This is a genomic window from Paenibacillus sp. FSL L8-0708, from assembly GCF_038009325.1.
GTDB lineage: Bacteria > Bacillota > Bacilli > Paenibacillales > Paenibacillaceae > Paenibacillus_AQ > Paenibacillus_AQ odorifer.
Map to the genome: position 1 here is coordinate 2642277 of NZ_JBBPBC010000001.1, position 25921 is coordinate 2668197.

Annotated in this window: 25 protein-coding genes; 14 read left to right on the forward strand and 11 right to left on the reverse strand. The window is 45.3% G+C overall.

The window, feature by feature from the left end; all coding sequences use genetic code 11:
- Position 1: 1 nt before the first annotated feature.
- From hemE to NYE58_RS12430, 10 genes are all read left to right on the forward strand, one after another.
- Positions 2-1063 carry a uroporphyrinogen decarboxylase gene (gene hemE / locus NYE58_RS12385; protein ID WP_076125097.1) on the forward strand — a complete coding sequence of 354 codons (1062 nt, stop codon included), beginning with the start codon at positions 2-4 and terminating at the stop codon, positions 1061-1063.
- Between the two features lie 54 nt (positions 1064-1117).
- On the forward strand, positions 1118-2074 hold the full coding sequence (gene hemH, locus NYE58_RS12390) for a ferrochelatase (RefSeq protein WP_076125099.1): 957 nt from the start codon (positions 1118-1120) through the stop codon (positions 2072-2074).
- Positions 2071-3495: a protoporphyrinogen oxidase gene (gene hemG, locus NYE58_RS12395; RefSeq protein ID WP_341001985.1), complete on the forward strand. Its 1425-nt coding sequence runs from the start codon at positions 2071-2073 to the stop codon at positions 3493-3495. The genes hemH and hemG overlap by 4 nt, the downstream gene beginning before the upstream one ends.
- 162 nt (positions 3496-3657) lie before the next feature.
- The gene (locus tag NYE58_RS12400) at positions 3658-5055 is read left to right on the forward strand and encodes a CapA family protein (RefSeq protein ID WP_076276352.1); all 1398 of its coding nucleotides are present in this window, start codon (positions 3658-3660) and stop codon (positions 5053-5055) included.
- Between the two features lie 21 nt (positions 5056-5076).
- Complete coding sequence (locus NYE58_RS12405; RefSeq protein WP_076276351.1) at positions 5077-5808, forward strand: glycerophosphodiester phosphodiesterase; 732 nt, start codon at positions 5077-5079, stop codon at positions 5806-5808.
- Between the two features lie 36 nt (positions 5809-5844).
- A complete protein-coding gene (locus NYE58_RS12410; RefSeq protein ID WP_036689251.1) occupies positions 5845-6468 on the forward strand; it encodes a fumarylacetoacetate hydrolase family protein in 624 nt (207 codons plus the stop codon).
- A gap of 22 nt (positions 6469-6490) precedes the next feature.
- Positions 6491-7294: a DUF92 domain-containing protein gene (locus NYE58_RS12415; RefSeq protein ID WP_076184351.1), complete on the forward strand. Its 804-nt coding sequence runs from the start codon at positions 6491-6493 to the stop codon at positions 7292-7294.
- A gap of 44 nt (positions 7295-7338) precedes the next feature.
- Positions 7339-7908 (forward strand): TetR/AcrR family transcriptional regulator, encoded by a 570-nt coding sequence (locus tag NYE58_RS12420; RefSeq protein WP_076218388.1) that lies wholly within the window; start codon positions 7339-7341, stop codon positions 7906-7908.
- Between the two features lie 87 nt (positions 7909-7995).
- On the forward strand, positions 7996-9930 hold the full coding sequence (locus NYE58_RS12425) for an ABC-F family ATP-binding cassette domain-containing protein (RefSeq protein ID WP_036689259.1): 1935 nt from the start codon (positions 7996-7998) through the stop codon (positions 9928-9930).
- A gap of 42 nt (positions 9931-9972) precedes the next feature.
- On the forward strand, positions 9973-10458 hold the full coding sequence (locus NYE58_RS12430) for a tetratricopeptide repeat protein (RefSeq protein ID WP_341001987.1): 486 nt from the start codon (positions 9973-9975) through the stop codon (positions 10456-10458).
- 355 nt (positions 10459-10813) lie between these two features.
- On the opposite strand, the gene NYE58_RS12435 is transcribed toward NYE58_RS12430, so the two are convergent.
- From NYE58_RS12435 to NYE58_RS12460, 6 genes are all read right to left on the reverse strand, one after another.
- On the reverse strand, positions 10814-11644 hold the full coding sequence (locus NYE58_RS12435; RefSeq protein WP_076276350.1) for a hypothetical protein: 831 nt from the start codon (positions 11642-11644) through the stop codon (positions 10814-10816).
- The gene (locus NYE58_RS12440; RefSeq protein ID WP_076184364.1) at positions 11628-12668 is read right to left on the reverse strand and encodes a M42 family metallopeptidase; all 1041 of its coding nucleotides are present in this window, start codon (positions 12666-12668) and stop codon (positions 11628-11630) included. Before NYE58_RS12440 ends, NYE58_RS12435 begins: the two co-directional genes overlap by 17 nt.
- 2 nt (positions 12669-12670) lie before the next feature.
- The gene (locus NYE58_RS12445; RefSeq protein ID WP_042126298.1) at positions 12671-12982 is read right to left on the reverse strand and encodes a LapA family protein; all 312 of its coding nucleotides are present in this window, start codon (positions 12980-12982) and stop codon (positions 12671-12673) included.
- Positions 12983-13070: 88 nt separating this feature from the next.
- Positions 13071-14861: an oligoendopeptidase F gene (gene pepF, locus NYE58_RS12450; protein WP_076125113.1), complete on the reverse strand. Its 1791-nt coding sequence runs from the start codon at positions 14859-14861 to the stop codon at positions 13071-13073.
- Positions 14862-15073: 212 nt separating this feature from the next.
- Positions 15074-15244, reverse strand: coding sequence for a hypothetical protein (locus NYE58_RS12455; RefSeq protein WP_036689267.1), 171 nt, complete (start codon positions 15242-15244; stop codon positions 15074-15076).
- Positions 15245-15250: 6 nt separating this feature from the next.
- On the reverse strand, positions 15251-15484 hold the full coding sequence (locus NYE58_RS12460) for a hypothetical protein (protein ID WP_036689271.1): 234 nt from the start codon (positions 15482-15484) through the stop codon (positions 15251-15253).
- 173 nt (positions 15485-15657) lie between these two features.
- On the opposite strand from NYE58_RS12460, the gene NYE58_RS12465 reads away from it, so the two are divergent.
- A complete protein-coding gene (locus NYE58_RS12465) occupies positions 15658-15855 on the forward strand; it encodes a cold shock domain-containing protein (protein WP_036689272.1) in 198 nt (65 codons plus the stop codon).
- Positions 15856-16069: 214 nt separating this feature from the next.
- Here NYE58_RS12465 and NYE58_RS12470 read toward each other — a convergent pair whose 3' ends face one another.
- Positions 16070-17320, reverse strand: coding sequence for an MFS transporter (locus NYE58_RS12470; protein ID WP_076125115.1), 1251 nt, complete (start codon positions 17318-17320; stop codon positions 16070-16072).
- Positions 17321-17513: 193 nt separating this feature from the next.
- Here NYE58_RS12470 and NYE58_RS12475 point away from each other — a divergent pair, with 193 nt between their 5' ends.
- Positions 17514-18596 (forward strand): tetraprenyl-beta-curcumene synthase family protein, encoded by a 1083-nt coding sequence (locus tag NYE58_RS12475; RefSeq protein ID WP_036689648.1) that lies wholly within the window; start codon positions 17514-17516, stop codon positions 18594-18596.
- A 66-nt stretch (positions 18597-18662) separates the two neighbouring features.
- On the forward strand, positions 18663-19634 hold the full coding sequence (gene pfkA / locus NYE58_RS12480) for a 6-phosphofructokinase (RefSeq protein WP_036689277.1): 972 nt from the start codon (positions 18663-18665) through the stop codon (positions 19632-19634).
- 71 nt (positions 19635-19705) lie between these two features.
- Here the strand turns inward: pfkA and NYE58_RS12485 are convergent, their stop codons facing one another.
- The 4 genes from NYE58_RS12485 to NYE58_RS12500 form a co-directional block, all read right to left on the reverse strand.
- The gene (locus NYE58_RS12485) at positions 19706-21079 is read right to left on the reverse strand and encodes an MATE family efflux transporter (RefSeq protein WP_076125117.1); all 1374 of its coding nucleotides are present in this window, start codon (positions 21077-21079) and stop codon (positions 19706-19708) included.
- A 135-nt stretch (positions 21080-21214) separates the two neighbouring features.
- Positions 21215-22426 (reverse strand): putative glycoside hydrolase, encoded by a 1212-nt coding sequence (locus NYE58_RS12490; RefSeq protein WP_076125118.1) that lies wholly within the window; start codon positions 22424-22426, stop codon positions 21215-21217.
- Between the two features lie 231 nt (positions 22427-22657).
- On the reverse strand, positions 22658-22846 hold the full coding sequence (locus NYE58_RS12495; RefSeq protein WP_036689649.1) for a hypothetical protein: 189 nt from the start codon (positions 22844-22846) through the stop codon (positions 22658-22660).
- Between the two features lie 180 nt (positions 22847-23026).
- The gene (locus NYE58_RS12500) at positions 23027-23860 is read right to left on the reverse strand and encodes a YitT family protein (RefSeq protein ID WP_036689285.1); all 834 of its coding nucleotides are present in this window, start codon (positions 23858-23860) and stop codon (positions 23027-23029) included.
- Positions 23861-24195: 335 nt separating this feature from the next.
- Here NYE58_RS12500 and NYE58_RS12505 point away from each other — a divergent pair, with 335 nt between their 5' ends.
- On the forward strand, positions 24196-25842 hold the full coding sequence (locus tag NYE58_RS12505) for a DEAD/DEAH box helicase (RefSeq protein ID WP_341001988.1): 1647 nt from the start codon (positions 24196-24198) through the stop codon (positions 25840-25842).
- Positions 25843-25921: the final 79 nt, after the last annotated feature.

The window sequence follows — 25921 nt, forward strand, 5'->3', positions numbered from 1 at the left end:
CATGACCTACAATGACACTTTTATCCGCGCCTGCAGAAAGCAGGACACGGAGCACGTTCCCGTATGGTACATGCGGCAGGCCGGCCGTTATGATCCCGAGTACCGTAAAATTAAGGAAAAGTATTCGTTGCTTGAAATCTGCAAGCAGCCTGAGCTGGCGGCAGAAGTAACCATGATGCCCGTTCGCAAGCTGGGTGTGGATGCGGCCATTTTGTATTCCGACATTATGAATCCAGTTGCTTCAATCGGAGTGAAATTCGATATCGTTAAGGATATCGGTCCAGTGATTGAGAATCCGATCCGTAGTGCAGCTGATGTGGAGAGACTAAAACCCATTGATGTGGAGGGTGATCTGAGCCACATTTTGGAAACGATTGCTATTCTGGATAAGGAACTGGACGTTCCTTTGATCACTTTTGCAGGCGCGCCGTTTACAATTGCCAGCTATTTGATCGAAGGTAGACCTTCCAAAGGATATATCCGTACGAAAGAGCTAATGTACAGTGAACCTCGTGTCTGGGAAATGCTGATGGACAAGCTGGGCGATATGATTATCACTTACCTCCGAAGTCATGTGCGGAGTGGAGGAAAAGCCTTCCAATTGTTCGACAGTTGGGTTGGTGCGCTTGCTCCACGCGATTTTGAAACGTACGTGCTGCCGACGGTTTCTCGTATTTTTTCCGAATTATCTGATCTTGATGTACCTAAAATATACTTTCCTGGCGTAAGCTCTGGAGAATTGCTGCCAAGCCTAACGAAGCTTCAAGCAGACGTAATCGGGCTGGATTGGCGAGTTAGCTTGACTGAAGGCCGACGCAGAATAGGCAATAAATTTGCGATTCAAGGAAATCTTGATCCATATTTGCTTACAGCTCCGATGGACCTCTTGAAAGAACGCGCGAAAGCACTGATCGATGAAGGTGTGCTTGAGCCAGGTTATATCTTCAATCTGGGCCATGGATTATTCCCGGAGGCCTCATTAGACAAACTTAGAGAATTGACGGAGTATATTCACGCTTATTCTCAGGAAGTATTACAAGAAACGGCTAAGCAGCGTTCGTAAAAATATAAGAATTTATATGTTCCACGCTATTAAATTGTAAAGGGGACGGAATCCGTGACAGTAAAAATAGGTGTTCTCGTCATGTCGTATGGCACTCCTAAGAGCCTAGAAGATGTTAAAGCTTATTACACGCATATTAGACGGGGGAATCCGCCAACAGCGGAGCAGCTTAAAGAGTTAACCGACCGTTATGAAGCAATCGTCGGGGGGGTATTCCCACTGCGGGAGAATACAGACCGGCAAGTAGAAGCTTTACAAGCAGCATTAAATGCGGATAAAGCGGGAGCAGATGTTGAATTTGTCTGCTATCAAGGCTTGAAGCATGCCAGTCCCTTTATTGAGGACGGCGTGGAGGCTATGGCGAAGGATGGCATTACTCAAGCAGTGGGTATTGTTTTGGCGCCACACTATTCCAGTATGAGTGTAGGGAGCTACATCAAGCGTGCGCAGGAAAAGGCTGATGCATGCAAGATTGACATGGGTTTTGTAGAGAGTTACCATATGCATCCTGAATTGATCGATGTGTTAAGCCAAAGAGTGTCGGCGAAGCTGGATCAATATATTGAAGCAGGCGCGACCCGTGATGAGATTCGCGTATTATTCAGCGCTCATAGTCTTCCAGAACGTATTCTGGCTATGGGTGATCCATATCGGGATCAGCTGCTGGAAACTTCGCAGGCAATTGCAGCTCAAGCAGGCGTAACCAACTGGCAGTTTACTTGGCAAAGTGCTGGCCGCACAGCTGAACCGTGGCTTGGTCCAGATATTCTGGACACGCTGCAACAGCTTAGTAAAGAACAGGTGGAATACGTATTGGTGGCCCCTATCGGATTCGTATCCGATCATTTAGAGGTACTGTACGATCTCGATATTGAGGCAACAGCCGTAGCTGCAGAGCTTGATATGCGTCTTATGCGGATTGACTCACTGAATAGTGATCCCGCATATATGTCTGTATTGAGCGATGTAATTCGTAAACGACTGGAGCAGATGAAGGCCGCTCAATCATGATTGGCCCCACAAGAAAAATTGTTATCATAGGCGGAGGGCTGAGCGGACTCAGCGCCGCCTTTTATATTCGTAAATTTTATAAAGAAGCGGGTATTAAGCCTGATATTGTCTTGCTTGAGAAAGAGAAAAACCTCGGTGGAAAGATTGAAACCTTACATCGCGATGGTTTTGTGATTGAAAAGGGACCGGATTCATTTCTGGCGGAAAGGGCGGAGATGTGCGAGCTGGCTAAGGAATTGGAATTGGATCACGAGCTGGTATCCACTAACCCTCTTGCTAAGAAGCGATATATCTTGCAGCGGGACAAGCTTAATCCTCTGCCAACCGGTCTTGTACTCGGTATCCCTACCGAACTGAAACCTTTTTTATCAAGTGGGTTAGTTTCGTTTGGGGGCAAAATACGTGCGATGATGGATTTTATTCTTCCTCCGCGGCGTAATGATGAAGACGAATCGCTTGGTGAGCTTATTGAGCGCCGTCTAGGGTCTGAAGTGCTGGAGAACTTAACCGAGCCGCTCCTCTCTGGCATGTACGCCGGAGATATACAAAAAATTAGCCTGCATGCTACTTTTCCGCAATTTGGACAATTAGAACAACAGTATGGCAGCCTTATTCGTGGAATGCGCACAGGGCGAAAGAATAAAAAGGCACAGAAAGGTACTACACAGAGTACCTTCTTGACGTTCCGCAAAGGGCTGCAAAGTCTCGTGCATAGTCTGATTTATGAGCTGCATGATGTAGAACAACGGACGGAATCTAACGTAGTTTCTATTCAGGCTGTTGGGAGTCCTTCTATTTATGAGGTAGAGCTGGAGAATGGCGAACGGTTGCTTGCGGATGATGTATATATCACTACGCCTAATTTTACGGCTGCTGACTTACTTCGTCCCCATATGGAGGTTACGGCGCTGGAAGCGGTGGATTATGTTTCAGTAGCGAATCTAGTCATGGCTTTTAACAAAAAGGATATTGTTAACGAATATGATGGATCAGGTTTTTTTGTGCCTCGTAAAGAAGGGCGGAATATTACTGCCTGCACATGGACATCTACGAAATGGCCGCATACGGCTCCTGATGATAAGGTGCTTTTGCGCTGTTATGTGGGTCGTTCTGGTGATGAACAGAATGTTCAGCTGCCTGATGAGGCTTTGACGGAGCTTGTGCTTAAAGATTTGCGAGAGATCATGGGCATTACTGCGAATCCAATATTTACGGAAATCACCCGCTTAGAGCATTCCATGCCGCAGTATCCTATAGGACATCTTGATAATATTACCGAATTCCGCAAAGAATTAGCGGCTTCGCTTCCTGGTGTGTATGTCATTGGCGCCGGATTTAATGGCATAGCAATGCCGGATTGCATCAAGCAGTCCAAGCTTATTGCGGCAAGCGTTGCTAAACAGCTAATGAATGAAATGTGAGTACGATGACTAAATAAAACAGTGAAGCGAAGCATGAGGCGCTTCACTGTTTTTCTTTAGTTAGTAAAATTTTCTATTTTTATCGACTCTCTTATTTGTAGGGTGCTGTGATAGATATGCTATAATAAAAACAATTTGAGAGTAGAGGAGATCACAGAAACCATGTATCCGCCGCGATCGCGTTCTAGACAAAAGAACAAACATAAGAGCAAACGCAAGCGCAGAACGGCCTGGGCTTGGATCAATGCAGGTCTTCTTTTGATGATTACCGTGTTATTGACTTATAGCTTTACGAATGACCCTGACAAGAAAAGCGCCTCACCGCCTCCGGTAGCAGAAGCGACAGCTACGCCTATACCAGAGAGTAGTGATCAGCCTCAGACAGCACCTCCGGTGGTTGCAGTTGCAACGCCTGAAGCTACAGAGACGCCAAGCCCTTCTCCTACGGCAACTCCAGAGCCAACGCCTACACCGCAGAAGGAGCCCGAAGAGATCATTGAAACACAAGCTCCTGAAGCGACAGCGACCCCTGCGAAGGATGAGGACAGCTCGGAAGCAGCAAATAATGATGTAGTGTCTGGTCTGCCGTCAGATGATAACGCGTCTGGTAAGACGGTAACTTTGAATTTTGGTGGAGATGTTATATTTTCCGGGAAAGCTGGAGAACTGCTGGAGAAGAAAGGTTATGATTATTCGTATGCCGCATTGGAGGGTCTGTTCAAGAAAGATGATCTTACGATCTTGAATCTGGAAACTCCAGTGACCACAGGTGGCGTAAGTGCCACTAATAAGCAATTTGTATTCAAAGGATCACCACTCGCTCTGGATGCGCTTAAGACAGCGGGTGTGGACGCAGTAAATATGGCGAATAATCACACGCTTGATCAAGGAGAGCAAGGCTTGCGGGATACCCTTAACCACCTTGCTGAAAGAGGAATTCCTTATGTGGGTGCGGGGCTTAACAGTAAAGAAGCATATTCGGCGCAATATTTTGAACGTAAGGGCATTAAGATCGCTTTGCTGGGATTCACCCGGGTGATTCCTGCGTCGGATTGGATGGCAGGGAAAAATAAGCCGGGACTTGCCTCCGTATACGATAGTGCAGAAGGACTGAAGGCTATTGCTGCAGCCAAAAAGAAAGCCGATTTGGTGGTCGTAGTGGTCCATTGGGGTAAAGAACGGGTAGAACAATATGATAAAACGCAACAGTCGCTGGGCCATAGCTTTATCGATGCAGGAGCCGATCTTGTCATTGGCGGCCATCCACATGTGCTGCAAGGCGTGGAGCCATACAAGGGCAAATGGATTGCCTACAGCACCGGGAATTTTATTTTTACGAGATCTACAGTGCCTGCCACTTGGGAAACTGCGGTTTTTCAGGCGGAATGTAGTGTAAAAGGTCAATGCTCCTTAAAGCTGAAGCCTATGAAAGCCGAGCTAGCACAGCCTGTGCCGATGAACGAAGTGGATGGAAAGCTTTTGTTAAAAAGAGTAGAAGCTCTATCCGCAGGACGGGTAAAGATCGGTAGCGACGGTAAAGTCACTCAAGTTACCAAATAGGGTTCCTGGGAGGTCCTTATGATGAACAATTTGTGTGTAGCCCATCGAGGGTTTTCCGGTAAAGCTCCAGAGAATACATTGGCAGCCATTCGGATGGCGATTGCCATGCCCTATGTGCACTGGATGGAAATTGATGTCCAGCTCTCCAAAGACGGCGTTCCTGTTGTCATTCATGATTATACGTTAGACCGGACGACCAATGGTCATGGCAAGGTGAAGAACATGGACTGGGAATATATCCGGCGTCTGGATGCGGGGAGCTGGAAAGGGCGTTCTTTTCAGGGCGAGCGGGTGCCTTCTTTGGAAGAGGTGCTGTCACTAGCCTCCGGAAGATTGCATCTGAATATTGAACTGAAAACAGTGGGAGATATGTATCCTGGCATTGAGAAGACGGTGACGGATCTTATTTCTGCAAAAGGTATGCGGGACGACGTGATCTTGACCTCTTTTGATACTGGAGCATTAAAAAAAGTCAAGGAAATTGATCCCCGTTTTCGCACCGGATTGATCTTTGATTCCAGATTTGGCAATCCTGCACGCAGGCTGCATGAACTGGATTGCTCTTTACTTTCGATTAGCTTCTCGCGGCTGAATCCTAGACTGGCTAAGCTTTTGTCCGAGCGTGGGGTGGAAATTATGGCTTGGACTGTGAACAAAGCGAAAGAGATGCGTCGCTTAGCCGACATGCATTCTGATATAATGATCTGTACAAACCGCCCGGATATATGGGGCGACACCTTTCTGAAGGTATAAATAATCCAATTCGATGGGAAAGAGAGCTGACTGTTTATGTGCGCTGCTGTTAATAATTTATATTGTGTTGGACGCAACTACAAGCTACACGCGGAGGAATTGGGTAACAATGTGCCCGTGGAGCCGCTCATCTTCATGAAGCCCTCACATGCGGCTGTTTCCCTCGATAAAGCAGTAATTAAGCTGCCAAAGGATGCGGGTCAGATTCATTATGAAGGTGAACTTGTACTGCGTATTGCACGTGATTATACACCAGGCATGAGCGTGGAGGATCTGGTAGATGTAATGGCACTGGGACTGGATTTCACGCTGCGTGATGTGCATAATGATCTGCAGAAGAAAGGTTTGCCGTGGACGCCAGCTAAAGGCTTTAAAAATGCCGCACCACTCACCCCTTACATAGCGTTTCCAGATAAGGAAGAGCTGGAGGGAACTGATTTTACAGTGGTGAAAAATGGGGTGGAAGTACAACGCGGCAATGTTAAAAACATGATTTTTTCACTTCAAAAAATTGTTGATTTTATCGCCGAGCGCTACGGGCTAGGGAAAGACGATGTGATATTTACAGGTACTCCGGCAGGCGTGGGTCCTACTGTAGCTGGCGACGCTTTCGAGCTGTACTGGGGCGACAAGCTGATGGGGACTTGCCTGATCGGTTAATAGATCTGTTGGAGATGAATCTATGCAGTGGGTTATTGGCGCTTTAGGCGCTTTGATTGTTGCGGGAGCGGCATATTGGAAGCAGTCTTTAAGTCTCTCTGGCATGATTGCCGCGGTAGTGATGGGCACTATTTATTTTGGTGCCGGAAATGCTTTTTGGTTTGGGATATTACTGATTTTCTTCATCACTTCAAGCCTGCTGTCCAAACTTCATCATGATAATAAAGCAGAATTAGAGCTGACGTATGCTAAGACGGGCCGCCGCGATGCCGGGCAGGTCTTTGCTAACGGTGGACTTGGCATGGTTCTGGTTTTTCTGAATGCGATCTTCCCGAATGAGCTATGGGGGTTCCTATTTATTGGTGTAATGGCTACAGTAACCTCGGATACATGGGCTACGGAGATCGGAACACTGAGCAAGAAACCGCCTCGTTCTGTCCTTACGGGTAAAGTTCTTCCTGCCGGAGCTTCGGGCGGTGTATCCAGCTTGGGTACGCTGGCGGCAGCAGCAGGAGGCGCACTCATCGGTGCGTCAGCTTGGCTGCTGCGTATGATATCCGGCATGCCGGATCACTCTTTCGTGCTGCTTACCCTAGCAGGACTTGCCGGAGGATTAGTCGGCGCCTTTGCCGACTCTATCCTTGGTGCAACCGTGCAGCAGATGAACCGCTGTACCGTATGCGGCCGCGAAGTGGAAGGCTCACAGCATTGTGGGGCTCCAGCTGTACACGCAAGAGGCTGGAAGTGGATGAGCAATGACGCAGTCAATGCCATCAGCTCTATCCTAGGAGGTGCGGCAGCCTTACTGCTGAGCATGATCATTTAGCATTTGAATTTAAGCTTTGAACGGCACAGTTTGGGGAGGGACCGATGAGTAGCGCATCCAATCAAAAACATACTGCTATTCTGGATGCCGCATACGAGCTCTTCGGTTCAGGTGGATTTTACGAAACGAAGATGTCGGAAGTGGCGGAGCAAGCCGGGATAGCAAAGGGCACCGTTTATTTATACTTCAAGAGCAAGGAAGATTTATTCATGGCAGTGACGCGCCGCGATTGTGAGGGGTTTCTCCTGCAATTACAGGAAAGGCTGAAGGCTAGTGATACTTTGGCCAGTAAACTGTCGATCATTGCTAAACATCACTTGAATTATTATTATGAACGCAAGCGGCATACGAAGCTCTTTTTCCGTGCCCCTAACAATAATCCTGAATTAGTGGCGTATATGACTCAATTTATGGAGCAATACATGCAAGATGTGGTCAAGGTATTATTAGAAGGTGGAGCATCCGAGCCTGAGCTTATGGCACAGTCCTACATAGGGATGCTGGATCGTTTGAAGATGGATATTTTATTTGATCCGTCTTTTACGGAGGAGGACGCGTATAAACGCGCTGATTTCGCTGCTGGTCTTTTTATTAGAGGGGCCATGATCACCTGAATTTTGGATAGGATGATAGACCGGATAAATAGCATTGGTTAGATGCGGGCCGGTTTTATGAAAATATAAGGCAAGCGAGGAAATAGCATGAATATTATGACCGTGGAACATCTTTCCAAGAGTTATGGCGAGAAAGTACTCTTTAGCGACGCTTCATTTGGTATGGACGATCGGGATAAAATTGGCTTGATCGGTGTGAATGGAACGGGTAAATCAACCTTTTTACGGATTATTGCCGGTCTGGATACTCCGGATGGTGGACAAATTGCCATCGGGAATAATGTAAGAGTACAATATTTGGCGCAGAATCCTCCTTATGATCCTATGAATACAGTTTTGCAGCAAGTGTTCGCCGGGGATGATCCAGACCTTGCTACCATGCGTGAGTATATGGAGACTATGTCCCAGCTTGAACAGCAGCCTGGTAATGCTGAACTGGAAGGAAAACTAGTAAAGATTGGGCAGGCGATCGACGCTGCGGGAACATGGCATTTGGAGAGTGAAGCCAAAAGCGTGCTTACCAAGCTAGGCATCTTAAAGTTTGATGCGTTAATGGACACACTTTCTGGTGGACAACGTAAACGTGTGGCTCTGGCAGCTGCACTGATTACCCCCTCTGAACTGCTGATTCTTGATGAGCCTACCAACCATATTGATACGGATTCCGTGGCTTGGTTGGAGCAATATTTGCAGAAACGGCGCGGCGCTCTTTTGATGGTGACGCATGATCGTTACTTCCTGGAGCGTGTGGCTAGTGTCATGCTAGAGCTGGATGGTGGCCAGCTTTATCGTTATGAAGCTAACTATTCACGGTTTCTAGAGCTTAAAGCCGATCGAGAAGAACGAGAAGCCTCTGCTGAACAGAAGCGTAAGAATCTGTTGCGTACAGAGCTGGCTTGGATTCGTCGCGGTGCCAAAGCCCGTTCAACAAAACAGAAGGCAAGAATCGACCGCTTCGAGAAGCTGAAAGAGAGTACGGGAAGCAGCTCGAACGGTTCATTGGATATCTCTGTGGCTTCTACACGTTTAGGTCGCAAGATCATTGAAATTAATGACTTGTCGAAAGCGTTGGATGGTCGTCAGCTAATCAAAGATCTCAGCTATATCGCTGTACCCCAGGATAGAGTGGGCATCGTCGGCCCGAACGGCAGCGGCAAATCAACACTCTTAAATATGATTGCAGGTCAGCTGCAACCCGATAAAGGTGAAGTTCAGCTTGGCGCTACGGTTAAGCTTGGTTACTTTACACAAGAGCATCAGGATATGGATGACAGTATGCGTGCCATTGAATACGTGAAGGAAGAAGCAGAAGTGATACGGACAGCAGACGGCAGTGTGATTACGGCTGGTCAAATGCTGGAACGCTTCTTGTTCCCTCCTGCGATGCAATGGACACCGATCTCCAAGCTGTCCGGGGGCGAAAAAAGACGCTTGTATCTGCTTCGTGTATTGATGGGAGCTCCTAACGTATTGCTTTTGGATGAACCTACGAACGATTTGGATATCGGCACATTGGCTGTTTTGGAAGATTATCTGGATGAATTTCCGGGTGTCGTCTTTACCGTATCCCATGACCGTTATTTCTTGGACCGTACGATAGATAAGCTGATTGCTTTTGAAAATGGCGATATCCGGATTCACGTTGGCGATTATACGGAATATGAAGAATGGCTGGCCAAAAATGTACCGTCACGCATTGGAGAACCGAACAAAGAAGGAAGCTCAAAGCAAAAAGAGGCCGCGGACACTGCCAGCAACCCTGCAGCTTCAACGGCTCCCAAAACAAAACTCAAATTCAGCTTCAAGGAACAGCGTGAATATGAGGGCATTGATGAGCAAATTGAGCTTGCAGAGCAACGTTTGACGGATATTAGTGTACAGATGGAGGCGGCTTTTGCTGACTCTGGAAGGCTGCAGGAGCTAGTAGAGGAGCAACGCCTAGCCGAAGCAGAGCTGGAGCGTCTTATGGAACGCTGGACCTATCTGAACGAGCTTGCGGAGAAAATCGCTGGTAAGGCTTAAACCCGTTGGATGGCTTTGAATGAAAATAGGGGAGGGCTCTGTGTGGAAGATAAACTTAAAGCTGCTGTAGCCCTACGCAACGCTGATAAAGCGGAAGAAGCCAAAATGATGCTGTTTGAGCTATATGAGCAGAATGCTGGGGACGCTGAACTTTTATATCAATTGGCCTGGACGCATGATGTGCTGGGTTTGGAGCGGGTGGCAGTACCCTTTTATGAGAAAAGCTTGGCGTTAGGATTACCTTCTGAGCAGAGAGTTGGCGCTCTATTGGGACTGGGCAGCACCTACCGGACACTCGGAGAATACGAGAAGTCAAAAGGTCTTCTGATGCAGGCTGTTCAGGAGTACCCGGAGAATAAGGAATTTCCGGCGTTCCTAGCCATGACCTTGCACAATCTTGGAGAGCATAGTCAAGCGATGGAGCTGCTGCTTAAGCTGTTGGCAGAAACCTCTGCGGATGAAGGGATAAGAAGTTACAGTAAGGCCATTTCTTATTATTCAGATAAGCTGGAGCAAGTCTGGGATTGAGGCCGGCTTTTAATTCACAGTGATTCTTACAAATCACTACCCGGACACAGCTGACCTTAAACGCAGCATTATAACCCATTTGGAATGTTAACGGACACCACAGTCGCTATTGACACTAAAAGCACCCAATACGTTCCTTTTTTGCGTGAATAACGTCGCTTGGGTCCGAAAGAATGCTCCAAAGGCTAATAATTTGCGAATAACGCCATCTGGGTCCGTAAGCACCAGCCGAAAGTGATGACCACCGGAAATTCCGGCAGTGTCTGTTGAAGAACAAGTGAACCACCAATAAACAAAAAAAAGAGTAGGGTCCTCCACTAATTGGAGAATTCTACTCTTTTATTTTTCTACTTATTTATTTCGTTCCGTCCACAGCAATCATTTGTACTACAGACCGAGAATCGCCGGGTACAATGATTTCCTTCGCATTCATCTGGGAAGAGCCATCTCCGTCCAAGAAGATGCCCTCCGGACCCTTAGCAGGAACTGTCTGGAGGATCGCTGAGCGGAACTCTGCCGCTGTTGAGAGCGTTGGGGTAACAATCAGCCAGAGCTTTCCTGTGTTGTCATACACCATGCCTGAGCGCAGGCGTTTCTCATCAGCGTAAGGAAGATGCTCTTCAGCTACTGCCGCTTCCCATAAGTCTTCGTGCCCCAGATTCATACTAATGCCACCTTGCGCAAAATAATGCTGGCGATCAGTAATCTTCAATTCTTCTCCAGAAGAGACAACCTGTACGGAGAAGCTACTTGTGGCACCATCCCAGACAAGGGTTCCACGTGCATATTTAGCATTGAACCAGCCAGACCCATAACCTTTCTGAGCTCCGTTGACTGGAGTATCATTCATGATAGCCATGGATAAAAGCGCATCTTGATAGAAAAAACCACCGTTAATCCCATATGCATTAACTTGCCGTAAAGGGACACCCGCGGCCTTGAGCTTAATATCTTCAGGTGAAAGTGACATCATATAGAGCTGAACGTTATCTGTACTCACTGTTTCCAAAAAGCTATAGGCGTGAGGAAGACCTTTAAAGGGATCTTCCTTGTGATTTCTAAATACTAGAAACAACGATAGCGCTAACCCCACTATCAATAACATCAGAAGTGAGACGATAAGTCCCTGTCTGCGCCTCCAGAGCTGGTTCAGCTTGCCAGAGCTACCCTCAGTTTGTCCCCACATAAGCAGCGAGAAGCTTAGCAGTGTTCACTACAGCTTGCTTATGCGTACGTTCCATGGAGTGGGAGGCATGTACACCTGGGCCAATCAATGCTGCACGGATATTGTTTCCGCCTCTGAGCGCTGCGGAAGCATCGGAGCCGTACATAGGATAAATATCAACGGCATAAGGAATTGCGAGTGCTTCTGCCAGTTCAATCAAACGGCCTGTCATAACATAATCGTAAGGGCCGGAAGAGTCTTTTGCACAGATGGATACATCGGTTTCTTTACAGCTGAGATCATCACCCATGGCGCCCATATCGACGGCAATCATTTCATTGATTTCACCAGGAATCCAAGCTGTACCATGTCCCACTTCCTCGTAGTTAGAGATGAGGAAAGAAAGGTTGTGGAGAGGTTTCCAGCCTTCACGTTTAATACTTTCCAGCAATCCGAGAAGGGCAGCCACGCTTGCTTTGTCATCTAAATGACGGGATTTAATGTAGCCGCTAGGCGTAATCACTGCACGTGCATCGAAAGAAATGAAATCTCCGACGGAAATGCCAAGCTTGAGTACGTCTTCTTTAGAAGATACCAGCTCATCAATACGTACTTCCATGTTCTCCTCTGATCGTTTAAAGTCACGGGCGTCTGGATATACGTGAACAGATGGATGACTGGTTAAGATGGTTCCTGTATAAGTTTTGCCGCTACGGGTATGGATCGTGCAGTATTCATTCTCAATGCTGTGCATGGCGAAGCCACCTACAGAGGTCAGACGCAGTGTACCATTAGCTTTAATCGAGCGGACCATGGCACCAAGTGTATCCACGTGAGCGCTGATGCCAATAGTACGAGAGGGATCTAAGCCAGGGACGTTAAGAATTACGCCGCCTTTTTCATTCCAGCTTAAAGGTACGTTCAGCGCAGCTGCTTCTTCAGCAACTAGTGTCATTACCTGTGCGGTGAAACCGCTTGGGCTGGGGGTGTCGAGTAATTTTTTTAGGATGGAAAGTATGTAGTCTTCATTAGGTTGAATGGTAATCATTAGTTAAGCCCTCCTGTTAAGCCATCATTGTCTGTGTTAAAAGAATCCAGTGAAGTGTCGGCATCACGAAGCTTGGTAAGCTCAGCAGTTAAGCTTTTAATTTGCTTTTGTAGTTTGTATTGACGAAAAATGCCGTAAGAGCCCACGATGATTCCGCCAATTAACGCGCAGCCAAGAATAACGAGTATAAGTGGTATATTAACCACATCAAAACCGAAATTGACTTGAACGGGATCAACGTTAATGACTGCGAATATGGCGGTTAGCAGCGCGAAGATTAGACCCGCAATTAGTGACCATTGAATTCTCATTGAATTCTTCCTCCTCAGGGGGATATAACAATATAAAATCCCCTGCCCAGATAGGGCAAGGGATTAATGTAATACTAAGCTCTCTGCCTTATTTGGTCAACTGTTCCATTTGCTCGATAACACTTTCGAACACACTCATCGCTTCGCGAATCGGCTCAGGAGACGACATGTCAACGCCTGCTTTTGACAAAATATTGATGGAGTAATCACTGCCACCGCTCTTCAGGAAGCCGAGGTAACGATCTACCGCCGGTTTACCTTCTTCAAGGATTTGTTTGGCAAAGCTAGTCGCTGCCGAGAAGCCTGTTGCATATTTGTAAACATAGAAGCTGTTATAGAAATGCGGAATTCGTGCCCATTCCATCTCGATATCCTGATCCACAACCATTTCTTTGCCGTAGTATTTGACATTCAGGTCGTAGTAGATACTTGAAAGATCTTGAGGGGTAAGCGAATCGCCCTCTTCAACACGCTGATGAATGATCTTTTCGAATTCTGCGAACATCGTTTGCCGGAAAATCGTTGTCCGGAACTGATCGGCATAGTAAGTGAGCAGATACATTTTTTCCTTAGGATCTGTAGACTTTTTGAGTAGATAATCCATAAGCAAAGCTTCATTGGTAGTTGAAGCAACCTCTGCAAGGAAAATGGTATACTGTGCATCCCGATAGTTCAGAGCGTTGTCTGAAAAATAAGAGTGTAGAGCATGACCCATCTCATGTGCCAGAGTAAACATACTGTTCAGATTATCGTTATGGTTCAGCAGGACGTATGGGTGTGTGCCATAAGGGCCCCAGCTGTAAGCTCCAGAGCGTTTATTCTCGTTCTCATAGACATCAATCCAGCCATTGTCGTAGCCTTTTTGCAGCACATTCAGATAATCTTCACCCAGCGGTTTGAGGCCTTCTTTGGTAATTTTCTTCGCTTCTTCGTACGTGATATCCAGCTTATATTCATCTACTAGTGGTGCAAATAGGTCATACATATGTAACTCATCCACACCAAGCAGCTTTTGACGCAACTTCATGTAACGGTGCATTAAAGGAAGACTCTCATGAATCGTATCGATCAGGTTGGTGTATACCTCTTTTGGAATGTTATCACCGTAAAGAGACATTTCCATTACAGATGGATACTTGCGGACGTGTGAGAAAAAGACGTTTTTGTTCACATTGGCGCTAAGCGTTGCTGCGATGGTGTTTTTTTGCTTACGATAGGTGTCATAGACTGCTTTAAAAGCATTTCTGCGAACCTCGCGATCGGAGCTTTCCAAGAACTTGATATAGTTGCCATGAGTCAGCTCGACCTCTTTGCCATCTTCATCTTTAATCTTAGGGAATTTCAGATCTGCGTTGTTCAGCATACTAAAAATGTTCTGAGGCGCTTGTGCTAGGTTTCCAACTTGGGCAAGCAGAGCTTCCTCAGCCTTGGACAATACATGCGCTTTCTCACGTTTCATCTCTTTTAAAGTGAAGGTGTAAGCGGACAGTTCAGGATCAGCAATAAATTGATCCAGCTTCTCAATAGGCAGTGCCAAGATTTCTGGGGTTACAAAAGAAAAGGCTTCGCCTGCTTCGATCCCAAGCTTCTTCGCTTTGGAGGACAAAGCTTGATATTCAGGATTAGCAGTGTCTTCATCCTGACGCATATGAGCATAGACAAAGAGTCGCTCAGTGGAGACGGACAGCTTGTCATCCAGCTCAAAACATTGTTTCACAGCTTCTGCGGAATCAAGTTTACCTTGGAAATCAGCAGCTTTTTTGATCAGTGATTTAGCTTCAGCATATTCTGCATCCCAATCCTTCTGAGAGGCAAATATATCTTCAAGCTTCCAACGATTCTCAGCAGGTACTTCACTTCTCTTCAATAATTGTTCCATAGAAACCCTCCTAGAATGATGAGATGTAGTAGGCATAATCTCCCTCGGCAATACTGTGGATGATATTTCACCCGGTAGCAAGCTGAGCACAAGTAGAAGAGGGATGGACTTGAGTGTAATAGGCATGACGTCCTCCTCTTTGAAAAGTAGAGTCAGCTTATTATGTCCTGCTAAGTCCTGATTATTAATATTTAGTCTTCTTTATATGGTAGTTATGCCAACAAGCTATAAATAACAAAGATGAAAGCAAACAGAATCATTACGACCGCAGCCATGGCCATGCCCCGCTTTAGTTTCGGCGGGACACGATCCTTGGTCATAATTAATACTGCGCCTAGACAGAGGACTAGGACAACATAAATCGTGAGATTTTCGTTATTCATTTCCTGTTATACCTGTTTGAAAGCTGCAATGATGTTTTTGTACTCTTCTTCATTGTCTTTATAAGATTCTTTGTTGAAGCGGTTATTCACCCATTGCATCATCGCTGGACGACTCAGGAAGGTATGTGTTTCTTCTCCCCATTGATCGGAAATTTCGCGGAGTACAATGTAGCGGCCTTGAACTTCTACCGTCATCATATTCCATTTGTCTGTTTTGTATATTTCATGTTTTTTGATCATTATCATTACCACCCTGGCGATTTTTGGCTTTTGGCTCAATGATAACGCACTGGAGAAGGGAAAAGCAAATTAAATCATATATTAAGGGTTGGGTTTGATTGATTTGAACAGAAGATTGCAGTATACTATAGTTATACGCCATATATGGCGGTTATTTTTAGGAGGTTGTTCAATTGAAAGGTACAGTAAAATGGTTTAACGCAGAAAAAGGTTATGGTTTTCTTCAAGTAGAAGGCGGCGAAGATGTATTCGTACACTTCTCAGCAATTCAAGGTGAAGGATTCAAGACTTTGGACGAAGGTCAAGAAGTAGAATTCGACATCACTGATGGTAGTCGCGGACCGCAAGCTGAAAACGTAGTAAAATTATAAGAAACAGCAGGACAGCTAAGCTGTCTGCTACAAATATATAATTTACTTGGCAAGCCCTTGCAAGAGTGGTTACCAACTTACAGAACACAGTTCTTTCGGGAACTGTGTTTTTTTACGCCCGCTATAGAAGTTATCCAAAATGAAAAAGGTCGTTGCACTCCAGTGAAGGGGAGTGCAACGACCTTTTTGTATTATGGAATAACAGCAACCCTAATTACAGGGAGGCTTTTTTGTTCTTTTTTCTGAAATAATTGATCGGCTCCAGGTTGGATTTCAATAAATGCTGTCCCAGAAACCCTGCAAAAGCAAGTAAGCTGAAACCCGTAGCCACTATATAAAAAATATAACGCCCCGCCTCTTGATAAATAATGCCGCCAAAGGTACCGCTAAGCAGCCCAGAGGCACTTGACCAAACGACGGTGAAAATGGCAAGACCTGTTGCCCGCAGGCGATCCGGGATAATCCGGGTGATATAACGGACAGATGTTACATAAAAAACACCAAATGATATACTGTGCATGGCTTGAATGGCAATCATTGAGCCTGGATGATCCGCCAGGGACATCAAAAGAAAACGCAGAGCATACATCAGACTCCCCAAGGCCAGCAAGGGCAATTCTTTGAATTTGTCGCCGTATCTGCTGAGGATAAATAATACAGGGATCTCACTAAGAGCTGACGCGAGCAATGCCCAGCCAATGATTTCCTCACCTGCGCCTAGTTGTTTTAGACTGATCGTCAGAAAGGCTTCGTTCATTCTATGGCCCAACGCGAGTACAAACACACAGCCGAAGAACCACAACACCTCTTTTTGCAACAATATATCTTTAAGTCCATTTTTGCTATTATCAGCTTCAGCTGTGTCCTTATCTTGATTCGTTGTTTCTATAACAGCAGGTCTCTTAACATCCTTAAGACCTAGGGTAATTAAAAGTGCAGCAATAATGATGATGATACATAGGGTCAAGCTCCAAGTAGAGCCCAATGCTCTTAATGCATAGCCAACGGTTAGAGCAAAGAAAGAATAGCCTAAGGAGCCAAAAACGCGAATGGTAATGAAGTTCCGTCCGTGTCTTTCGGCAACTTTGATAGCCATTGTATCGGCAAGCGGAAAAACTGGGTAATAGAAGAAGTAGAAGAAGGACAAAATAAGCATGACAGATGAAAATTCGGCCGCTCTGGCTAATAGAAGACCAGTTACTAATTGACCCGCAAGTAGTATGAACATGATCTTTCGAACGGTGCCTAACTTATCGCTTATCATACTCCAGAATAGATTGGATAGGATGGAGATAAGGGGACCGAGGGAATACAAGTAGCCTATCTGAGAACTGCTAAACCCTAAATGTGTGTAGAATAAAGGAAAGTAGGATACTACAAGGACGCTGGTACCATATATGGTAAAGAGAAAGGAACGCAGCCAGTTTTGATCACTGTAAAGGCTGCCGGTCCGTTTTGAAAACATGGATTGCACTCCTCCGAAATTGAAATATGCCTAGTATAGCATAAAGCAATGGGGAGATGTTTTTAAAAACTGCTGTATTTCTGAATCTTTCATGATTTTACGAAAGTGATTTTGTTGTTTGTACAAATACGCCTGATCATATTATAATAAGTGGTGATTTGGATAAGGAGACAACAATGTGGAGGCACTGTCATTGAGTGAATTAGAGCAAGGCCGTTACCTTAGCCCGCGTGGTCCACTGGGACTTATGAACAGGGTCTATAAGTACGTGCTGCCGGAAGTGAGAGAATGTCTCCATTTCTGGCGCCAAGATGCGAACGGGATTCCCGATCCCGAGCTCCGGAAGCAAGCACTTGCCAGCATTGAAACTAAAGAGTTTCATTGCATAGGCGGTGGTATTTATGCCGCCGGCAATTTATCGATGAAACATATACTGATTCCGCTAATTGTTGCTTATCAAACTATCAGTGATTATCTGGACAACTTATGTGATCGCAGTACTTCGCTTGATCCTGCAGATTTCAGGCTGCTGCATCAATCTATGCTGGATGCTATTGATCCAAATGCTGAGCCAGGTAATTATTATGCGCTTCGAAGTGAACAGAATGACGGCGGATATTTGTACAGGCTGGTTCGTAAATGCCAAGAAATGATTTCTTTGTTGCCAGGTTATTCCGCTGCTGCAGCGGAGATTCGAGAACTGGCTGTGCTCTATACAGATTTACAAGTGTATAAGCACATCCGCCCGGAACTCAGGGAAACAGCCCTGAAGGAGTGGTGGGAGGAACAGGGCAGTCGAGCGCCGCATCTGCAATGGAATGAGTTTTCGGCTGCAACGGGATCAACGCTAGGTGTATTTATGTTATTTCTATCCGCATGTGATCCGAAGCTGAACCAAGCTTCTGCGGCTTCGATTCGAGCCGCGTATTTTCCGCATGTATGTGGTCTGCACATTATGCTGGATTATCTGATTGATCAGGAAGAGGACCGAGCAGGCGGTGATCTTAATTTCTGCAATTATTATGATGACACGGATACCATGCTGAGTCGGATCGCTGCAATGGTTGAGTGGGCCCGTAAGGATGTTCGTAATCTTCCAGAGTCTTCGATGCATCGTATGGTGATTGAGGGATTGCTGGCACTTTATTTATCTGATCCGAAAGTTAGCGAACAGCGGGAAGTTCGCTCTGTATCTAAAAGCCTGATGAAAGGCAGTCCGCTTACAAGACTGTTCTTCTTCGCTAACAGCCGTTGGATACGCAAACGCTTTTTGTAACCATGTCGCGAAGTTATTTTTATAAGAAGTATCAGACTTCGCACAATTTTAAGGAGGAACAACAGAATGTCTAAAATTCAAAAAATCGCAGTATTGACTAGTGGTGGAGATTCACAGGGAATGAACGCCGCTGTTCGTGCGGTTGTAAGAAGCGCACTTTATTTCGGTATTGAGGTATTTGGGGTGCAACGTGGTTATCAAGGTCTGCTGAATCGCGATATTTTCCCAATGGATCTTCGCAGTGTAGGGGATATTATTCAACGTGGCGGTACTGTTCTGCAGTCTGCAAGATGTCTGGAGTTCACGAAACCGGAAGGCCAACAAAAAGGCGCGGATATCCTTAATGAACTGGGTATCGATGGTCTAGTAGTTATCGGTGGAGATGGTTCTTATAAAGGAGCTAACAAATTAAGTAAACTCGGTATCAAGACTATGGCTTTGCCAGGTACGATTGATAACGATATCTCCTTCACAGACTACACTATCGGTTTTGATACAGCGGTTGGCGTTGTTGTAGACGCTATTAACAAGTTGCGTGACACTATGTCCTCCCATGAACGTTCTTCCATTGTAGAGGTTATGGGACGCCACTGTGGCGATATCGCGCTGCATGCTGGACTGGCTTCCGGAGCAGAAACAATTCTTGTGCCGGAAATGCCGTATGATTTGAATGAAGTTGCTGACCGGATGCGCGATAACTTTATCAGAGGTAAACGTCACAGTATCGTAATTGTTGCCGAAGGCGTTGGCAAAGGTGAAGATGTGGCTCAAGCTCTGAAAGACCGTCATGCTTCTCTGGACGCACGTGTTACTGTACTCGGACATATCCAACGTGGTGGAACACCAACTCCTGGAGACCGGAATTTGGCTAGCCGTCTTGGCGATTTTGCCGTACGTAAGCTAATCGAAGGTGAATCCGACAAGGCTTGTGGTATCATCAAAGGTGAATTAACCCTTACGGATATTGATCTCGTTGTGAATACGAAAAAGGGCTTTGACCTGGAGCTGTACGAGCTGGCTTCCCGTCTTTCCCAATAATTAGCGACCCTATATATAAAAAGGAACAGCTGCGAGATGCGCACTGTTCCTTTTTTGTGTAATATGGATCGTTAACTCTGTGGTTGTTCCTGTGTGTATTGTGCGGCATAACGCCGTTGAACTTTGATAAGCCGAGACAATAGCAGGGTCGCACCGATGGCAAGACCGGTAATAAGACCAATCCAGTAGCCGAATGCTCCTAGATCTGTATAAGTTGCAAGTACATAACCTGTAGGTAAGCCAATTACCCAATAGGCAATAAAACAAATGATAAAGGCTGGGTTAACATCCTTATATCCGCGAAGCGCCCCTTGAGTAGGTGTAGCAATTGCATCTGAGATTTGAAAAAAGATTGCATAGATCAGGAAATGCTGAATCAACGAGATGACATCGGGTTCATCTGAATATAGACCAGCTACATGATTTCCGGCAAACAAGAGTAATAAAGCTGTGGCCAGCGAAAGGATTGCCGCCAGCCCGATACCCATTATGGCATATTGGCGTGCATCCTTTTGTCTGCCAGACCCGGTCTCGAAGCCGACGAGGATGGTAAGGCTGATGCAAATACTGAGCGGAATCATATAGAGTGTTGTTGCAAAATTGATTGCTGCCTGATGCGCGGCAATTGTTACGGTGTCAAATCGGCTCATTAACAAGGTTACAGCGGAAAAGACAGCCGTTTCGAAAAAAATCGAGAAACCGATGGGTACTCCGATTTTGAGCAAATCTTTAATGCTGTTTAACGATATGAAGTAGAAATTACGGAATAATCTGAGATTTACAAAGGCCTGAGAACGATATATGAACAGTAGAGCAACGGCAAATATAACCCAATAGGTAATGGCTGAAGCTACGCCTGCACCAACACCCCCGAGACGAGGAAATCCGAAGTTCCCGAAGATGAGCAAATAGTTCAAACCTACATTTACAGGCAAAGCTATTAGTGTAATACACATGGATACGCGTGTTTGTCCTAAAGCGTCTATACAGCTACGAAGTACCGTATATCCAAACAGGGGGATAATTCCGAACGAAATAGCACTGAGGAAGCGGAAAGCAACATCTCTTACACCAGGCTCCAAGTTCATAAAATTAAGAATAGGTGACAAGGCAAAGCTGCCAATCAGCAAGACGATGATCGAAACAATCAGTGACAGCCAAATACCTTGTGTGACTTGAAAGGCAACATCCTTATCCTTTTTGCTCCCGATGAGCTGTGAAACAATAGGTGTGATCCCCATAAGAATACCGCTGAGACCGGTTTGGATTGGAATCCAAAGACTAGTTCCTATCGCAACTCCTGCCAGATCGACGGTTCCGAATTTACCGGACATATTAGTATCAAAGAAGGTGATCGCGGATAAAGCAATTTGTGTAACAAGGATTGGGAATAAAATATGAAAAAATTGTCCTGCCTTTTGTTTTAAAGAGGTGGTCTGTATCATAATTCTGTGCCTCATTCTTTATGATTTTTCATGGAATAGGTTACATAGTTCAATAAGTTTCCGTTAAAAGACCCGGCAGACGCCGGGTCTTTAGCATACGTATATCAGATCAGCTATAAATAATAAGGGCTGTATTCATTGTTTTTCGTAATCAACATCGGCTGTATAGCGATTATTGGCGTTCCAGAGAAGGAACTCATCCACATTCTCATCTTTTAAAGCGCGGATTTGATCTTCCACCTGTTTTTTACCATATTTCACATAATGACCACTTCCGAGCCAGCTTGCTGTAAAGTCTTGAATCCAAGGCCGAATAACGGGTTTGTAGCTGCCCAGTGGATCAAGCTTCTTATGTGTATCAACCATGGAACCTTTGATTGTAGCGTAAGGATCTAAGTCGGGCTCTTTCACGCCAAACCATCCCGTTGAATAGTGACTTGGATAAACCATTGGACTGATAACATCCACATTCTTGGATATTTTAACAAAGTCTTGGCCGATACCCTCAGCAGGGGCAGATGCGGCATATCCAAAAATATCTACGGACACACGGACACCAAGTGGAGCTAGCTCTGCTTTGGCATATTTAACAAAATTAGATACAATTTCTACGCGTGAATCACTGGTTTTAGTGTATTTAAGGGTTTCAGCACGTTTTTCGAATCCTTCCGGAAAACGAACATAGTCGAACTGAATTTCTTTGAAGCCGAGCTTGACAGCTTCCTTGGCGATATCCACATTGTATTTCCAAACATCTTCATTATAAGGATTAACAAAGCTGTCGCCGCCTTTATTCTTCCATACAGTGCCATCAGAATTAACAAAAGACATCTGCGGGTTCTTCTTGGCAAGAATGGAATCTTTAAAAACAACAATCCGGGCGATAGGATAAACATCATGTTTCTTCAAACGTTCCATTAACTTGCTGATATCTCCAATAAAAGGCTGAGGGTTACCAAGCTTCTGAAGGTCGGCATTATCGGTCTTATACGTGATATAACCCGCATCGTCCTTAATGTCTATAACCATTGAGTTAAGTTCGGTTTGGTCAAGCAGTGTAAGCAGCTTTTCCATTCGTTCCCCACCAGCACTGTAGGCGGTAACATAAATGCCTTTTACTTTGGGTGCATCTGGCTGTGGATCGGTGTGTAACATACTTTCTGAGTTTGTTGCTTCAGGTGAAGCGCTTGGAGCCGGAGTTGCTACATTCGAATTGTTGTTTTGTTGTGCAATGATGGGGGGATTCATGGCGGACTTCAAAGCGATCGCCACTTCAGCGTCATGTTGGTTCTGTTGTACGCCTACGCTTCCCAAGGCCATCATCAGTAGAGCCCAGGTGATGTTCATTCGTTTTTCTCTCCCTTTATGTACTTTCCCCTAAATTATATAGGAACGGTTGCTCCCAAAAAGAACAGTGTTGTAACAATATTAGCTCAGGTTGGGAATAAAAAACCGCCTTTGTTGTTTATAAACGAGATGTATGGATTCGAAACGGTATGAAAAAAGTAAATGCCGCCTTAAATCGGCAACAGGGCCGAACCCAAGGCGGCAACTATCAAGACTTCTCTTGCGGCTTGCTCATTGAAGATACGCAGAATTCTGATGTTCACAGATGCTGTAATGGATAATATCCATGGCATCTGCAGGTTCCAGAATACTTAGCCCGTCTCGCAGAACGATTACTGAATTTAATTCGTCCTGTTTGAGAAACGGCATCATATCAGGATACCACCTCATGACGATTGCTGACAGTTTTACCGTTTCCATTTCCACAAAAATCACCCTTTCCTTTTTCGATAGTTCTGAATAGATTCAGTGTTCATCGGAAAACGAAGTGCTTTGGAAAAAAGAGGGGTAAATCTCAATCTTTATGAAATTGTTAGGGTTCTGCGTGTGTATAATATATCATAATTCTGAGTTTGGTGCATTTTCCAATACTAGGAATTTTTATTTCCTCATTTTGTCTTTCCGGAAGGAACCCATAACACCCACTGTTTCAACAATATTTACAAAAGCTTGCGGATCTGTCGTGCGGATGATACGTTGCAGCTCTGCAAGTTCGTAGCGGGTTGTTACCGTCATTAGCATGTCCTTTTCAACGTGAGAATAAGCGCCTTCTGTTTTAATCTTTGTGACACCTCGTTGAAGGCCTATTAGATGTTGCAGTAATTCATCTGTACGGTTTGTTACAATATATACGGTTACCTTTAAGTGGCTGATATGAATCATATCCAACACTTTACCTGTTACATATATAGATACCATTGATGAAAGTGCTAAATTCCAGTTCTGGTCAAGATAAGCGGCCGCCAGGATAACTAGTCCATTTAAACTTACCACTACATTGCCGACCGGGAAATCACGGTATTTAGTGATAATTGAACCCAAGATGTCAAAACCTCCGGAAGAACCTCCTGCACGGAAGGAGATACCGCAGCCAATCCCAACGAGAACTCCGCCAAATACAGAGGACAGCAGCATATCTGTAGCCACCAGATGCTCAGGAATTACCGTTAAGAACCAGGTTGTAAACACAACGGATAACATGCTCATAATAATAAATCTCCGGCCTAACTGGAACCAGCCTGCAGCCAGCAGAGGAATATTAAAGAGCAAGTATAGGAGGCTTATGTTTAATGGAGTGAAATAACCCACTAACATGGAAAGCCCAGATACGCCACCACTTAGTAAACGGTGTGGAATTAAAAATAGATTAAATCCACTGGCGATCAGTGCTGCTCCTAAAAAAACAACCAAACAATTCAAAATCTGTCTTAACAAGTAAATCCACCCTTATATATATATTTAAAAAAATAAAACATGAAAGCAATGAAAAGAAAGGAACCCACTGGTATTCTCACATGTGTTTGTGATATAATGTATAGGATATTCTTGAGTAGAACGTTACAATGGTATTTTTGCATTGCATCGGATGTAAAGCTACAGTTGCTCAGGTACAACAAGGTACCTGATGATTAGGGAGGCTTTTCGTCCCAAAAGCGCTATATCATGCAGAAAATAGAGCATGATTGGACAGCCTATAAATGTGTTTACCGCTACTTAAGAATACAGACAAGCATGTGGAATGTCCACTGTATAGAAGGAGCATGAATAATTTGAAAACATTCGCAGAATTTGGCTTGGAGCCAAAAGTGCTACAAGCAATCACAGAGTTAGGATTTGAGGAGGCAACACCGATACAGGAACAGTCGATCCCATTAGCATTGACTGGGTCGGATCTGATCGGTCAAGCTCAGACTGGTACAGGTAAGACTGCTGCTTTTGGTATCCCCCTCATTTCGAAGATTAACCGTGAAGACGAAAAAATCTTGGCCCTTATTATGGCACCAACTCGTGAGTTGGCCATCCAAGTGTCAGAAGAAATTGGCAAGCTAAGCCGTTTCAAAGGTCTTCGCTCGTTGGCGATTTATGGCGGACAGGATATTGGACGTCAAATCCGTGGATTGAAAAAGAAACCACAAATCATTATTGGTACACCTGGTCGTTTGCTCGATCACATCAACCGTAAAACGATCCGTTTGGATGATGTTCAAACCGTTGTATTGGATGAAGCAGATGAAATGCTGGATATGGGCTTTATGGAAGATATTCAGACTATCTTGAAGCTCGTTCCTGTAGAACGTCAAACCATGTTGTTCTCTGCTACAATGCCACCAAACATTCAACGCCTAGCTCAACAATTTCTTAACAACCCGCAACATGTCTCCGTTATTCCGAAACAAATCAGTGCCCCACTGATTGATCAGGCTTATGTGGAAGTGCCTGAGCGTCAAAAGTTTGAAGCTCTTAGTCGTTTGATTGATATGGAATCACCTGAATTAGCTATCGTATTCGGACGTACTAAGCGCCGGGTTGATGAGCTTGCTGAAGCTTTGCAAAAACGCGGATATTCTGCTGATGGATTGCATGGTGACTTGTCACAGAACCAACGTGATGCTGTAATGCGTAAATTCCGTGATGGCAGCATTGACGTGCTGGTAGCTACTGACGTAGCGGCACGTGGTCTGGACGTATCCGGCGTAACTCACGTAATTAACTTTGACTTGCCACAAGATCCTGAAAGCTATGTACACCGTATTGGTCGTACAGGACGCGCAGGTAAAGAAGGTACGGCTTGGTCATTTGTTACTCCACGCGAAATTGATCACCTGCATTTGATCGAACGTGTTACTCGTCACCGGATTACTCGTAAACCTTTGCCAACAATGGCTGAAGCTATTGAAGGTAAACAACGCGTTACTGCTGAGCGTTTGCTTGAAGTGGTAGAAAGCGGAGAGTTGAACGAGTACAAAGGAATTTCTATTCAATTGCTTGAGCAATATGATTCCGTACAATTGTTGTCCGCAGCTATGAAGCTTCTCACTGGCGACAAGAAGGATTCTGCAATTGAATTGACTCCTGAAGATCCAATTCGTGCTAAACGTCGTGGTGGCAAAAACGATATCCGCAGTGGCCGTAAACCTAATGGTGGTTATGGCGGAAACCGTGGTACTTCCGGTGGCAGCGGTAGCGGTGGCGGATACCGTGGTAACCGTGATAATAACGGTGGCGGTAGTCGTGGTGGCTATAGCAGCGGTGGCAGTAACTACGGTAGCGGCAGTGGCGGCTATGGCGGTGGCTATAAAGGCAACCGTGATGGCGCACCAGCTCGTGACGGTGGTGCAAACCGCAGCGCAGAGCGTAAACCATACACTCGTCCAAGCAGCACGAGCACTCGTCCTGCAAAAGATTTCGATAATTAATACTTCGTCAAGATACCAAAGAAGACGAGATGCCGCATTGCGGTTCTCGTCTTCTTTTTGCTGAAATATAAGGATGTTT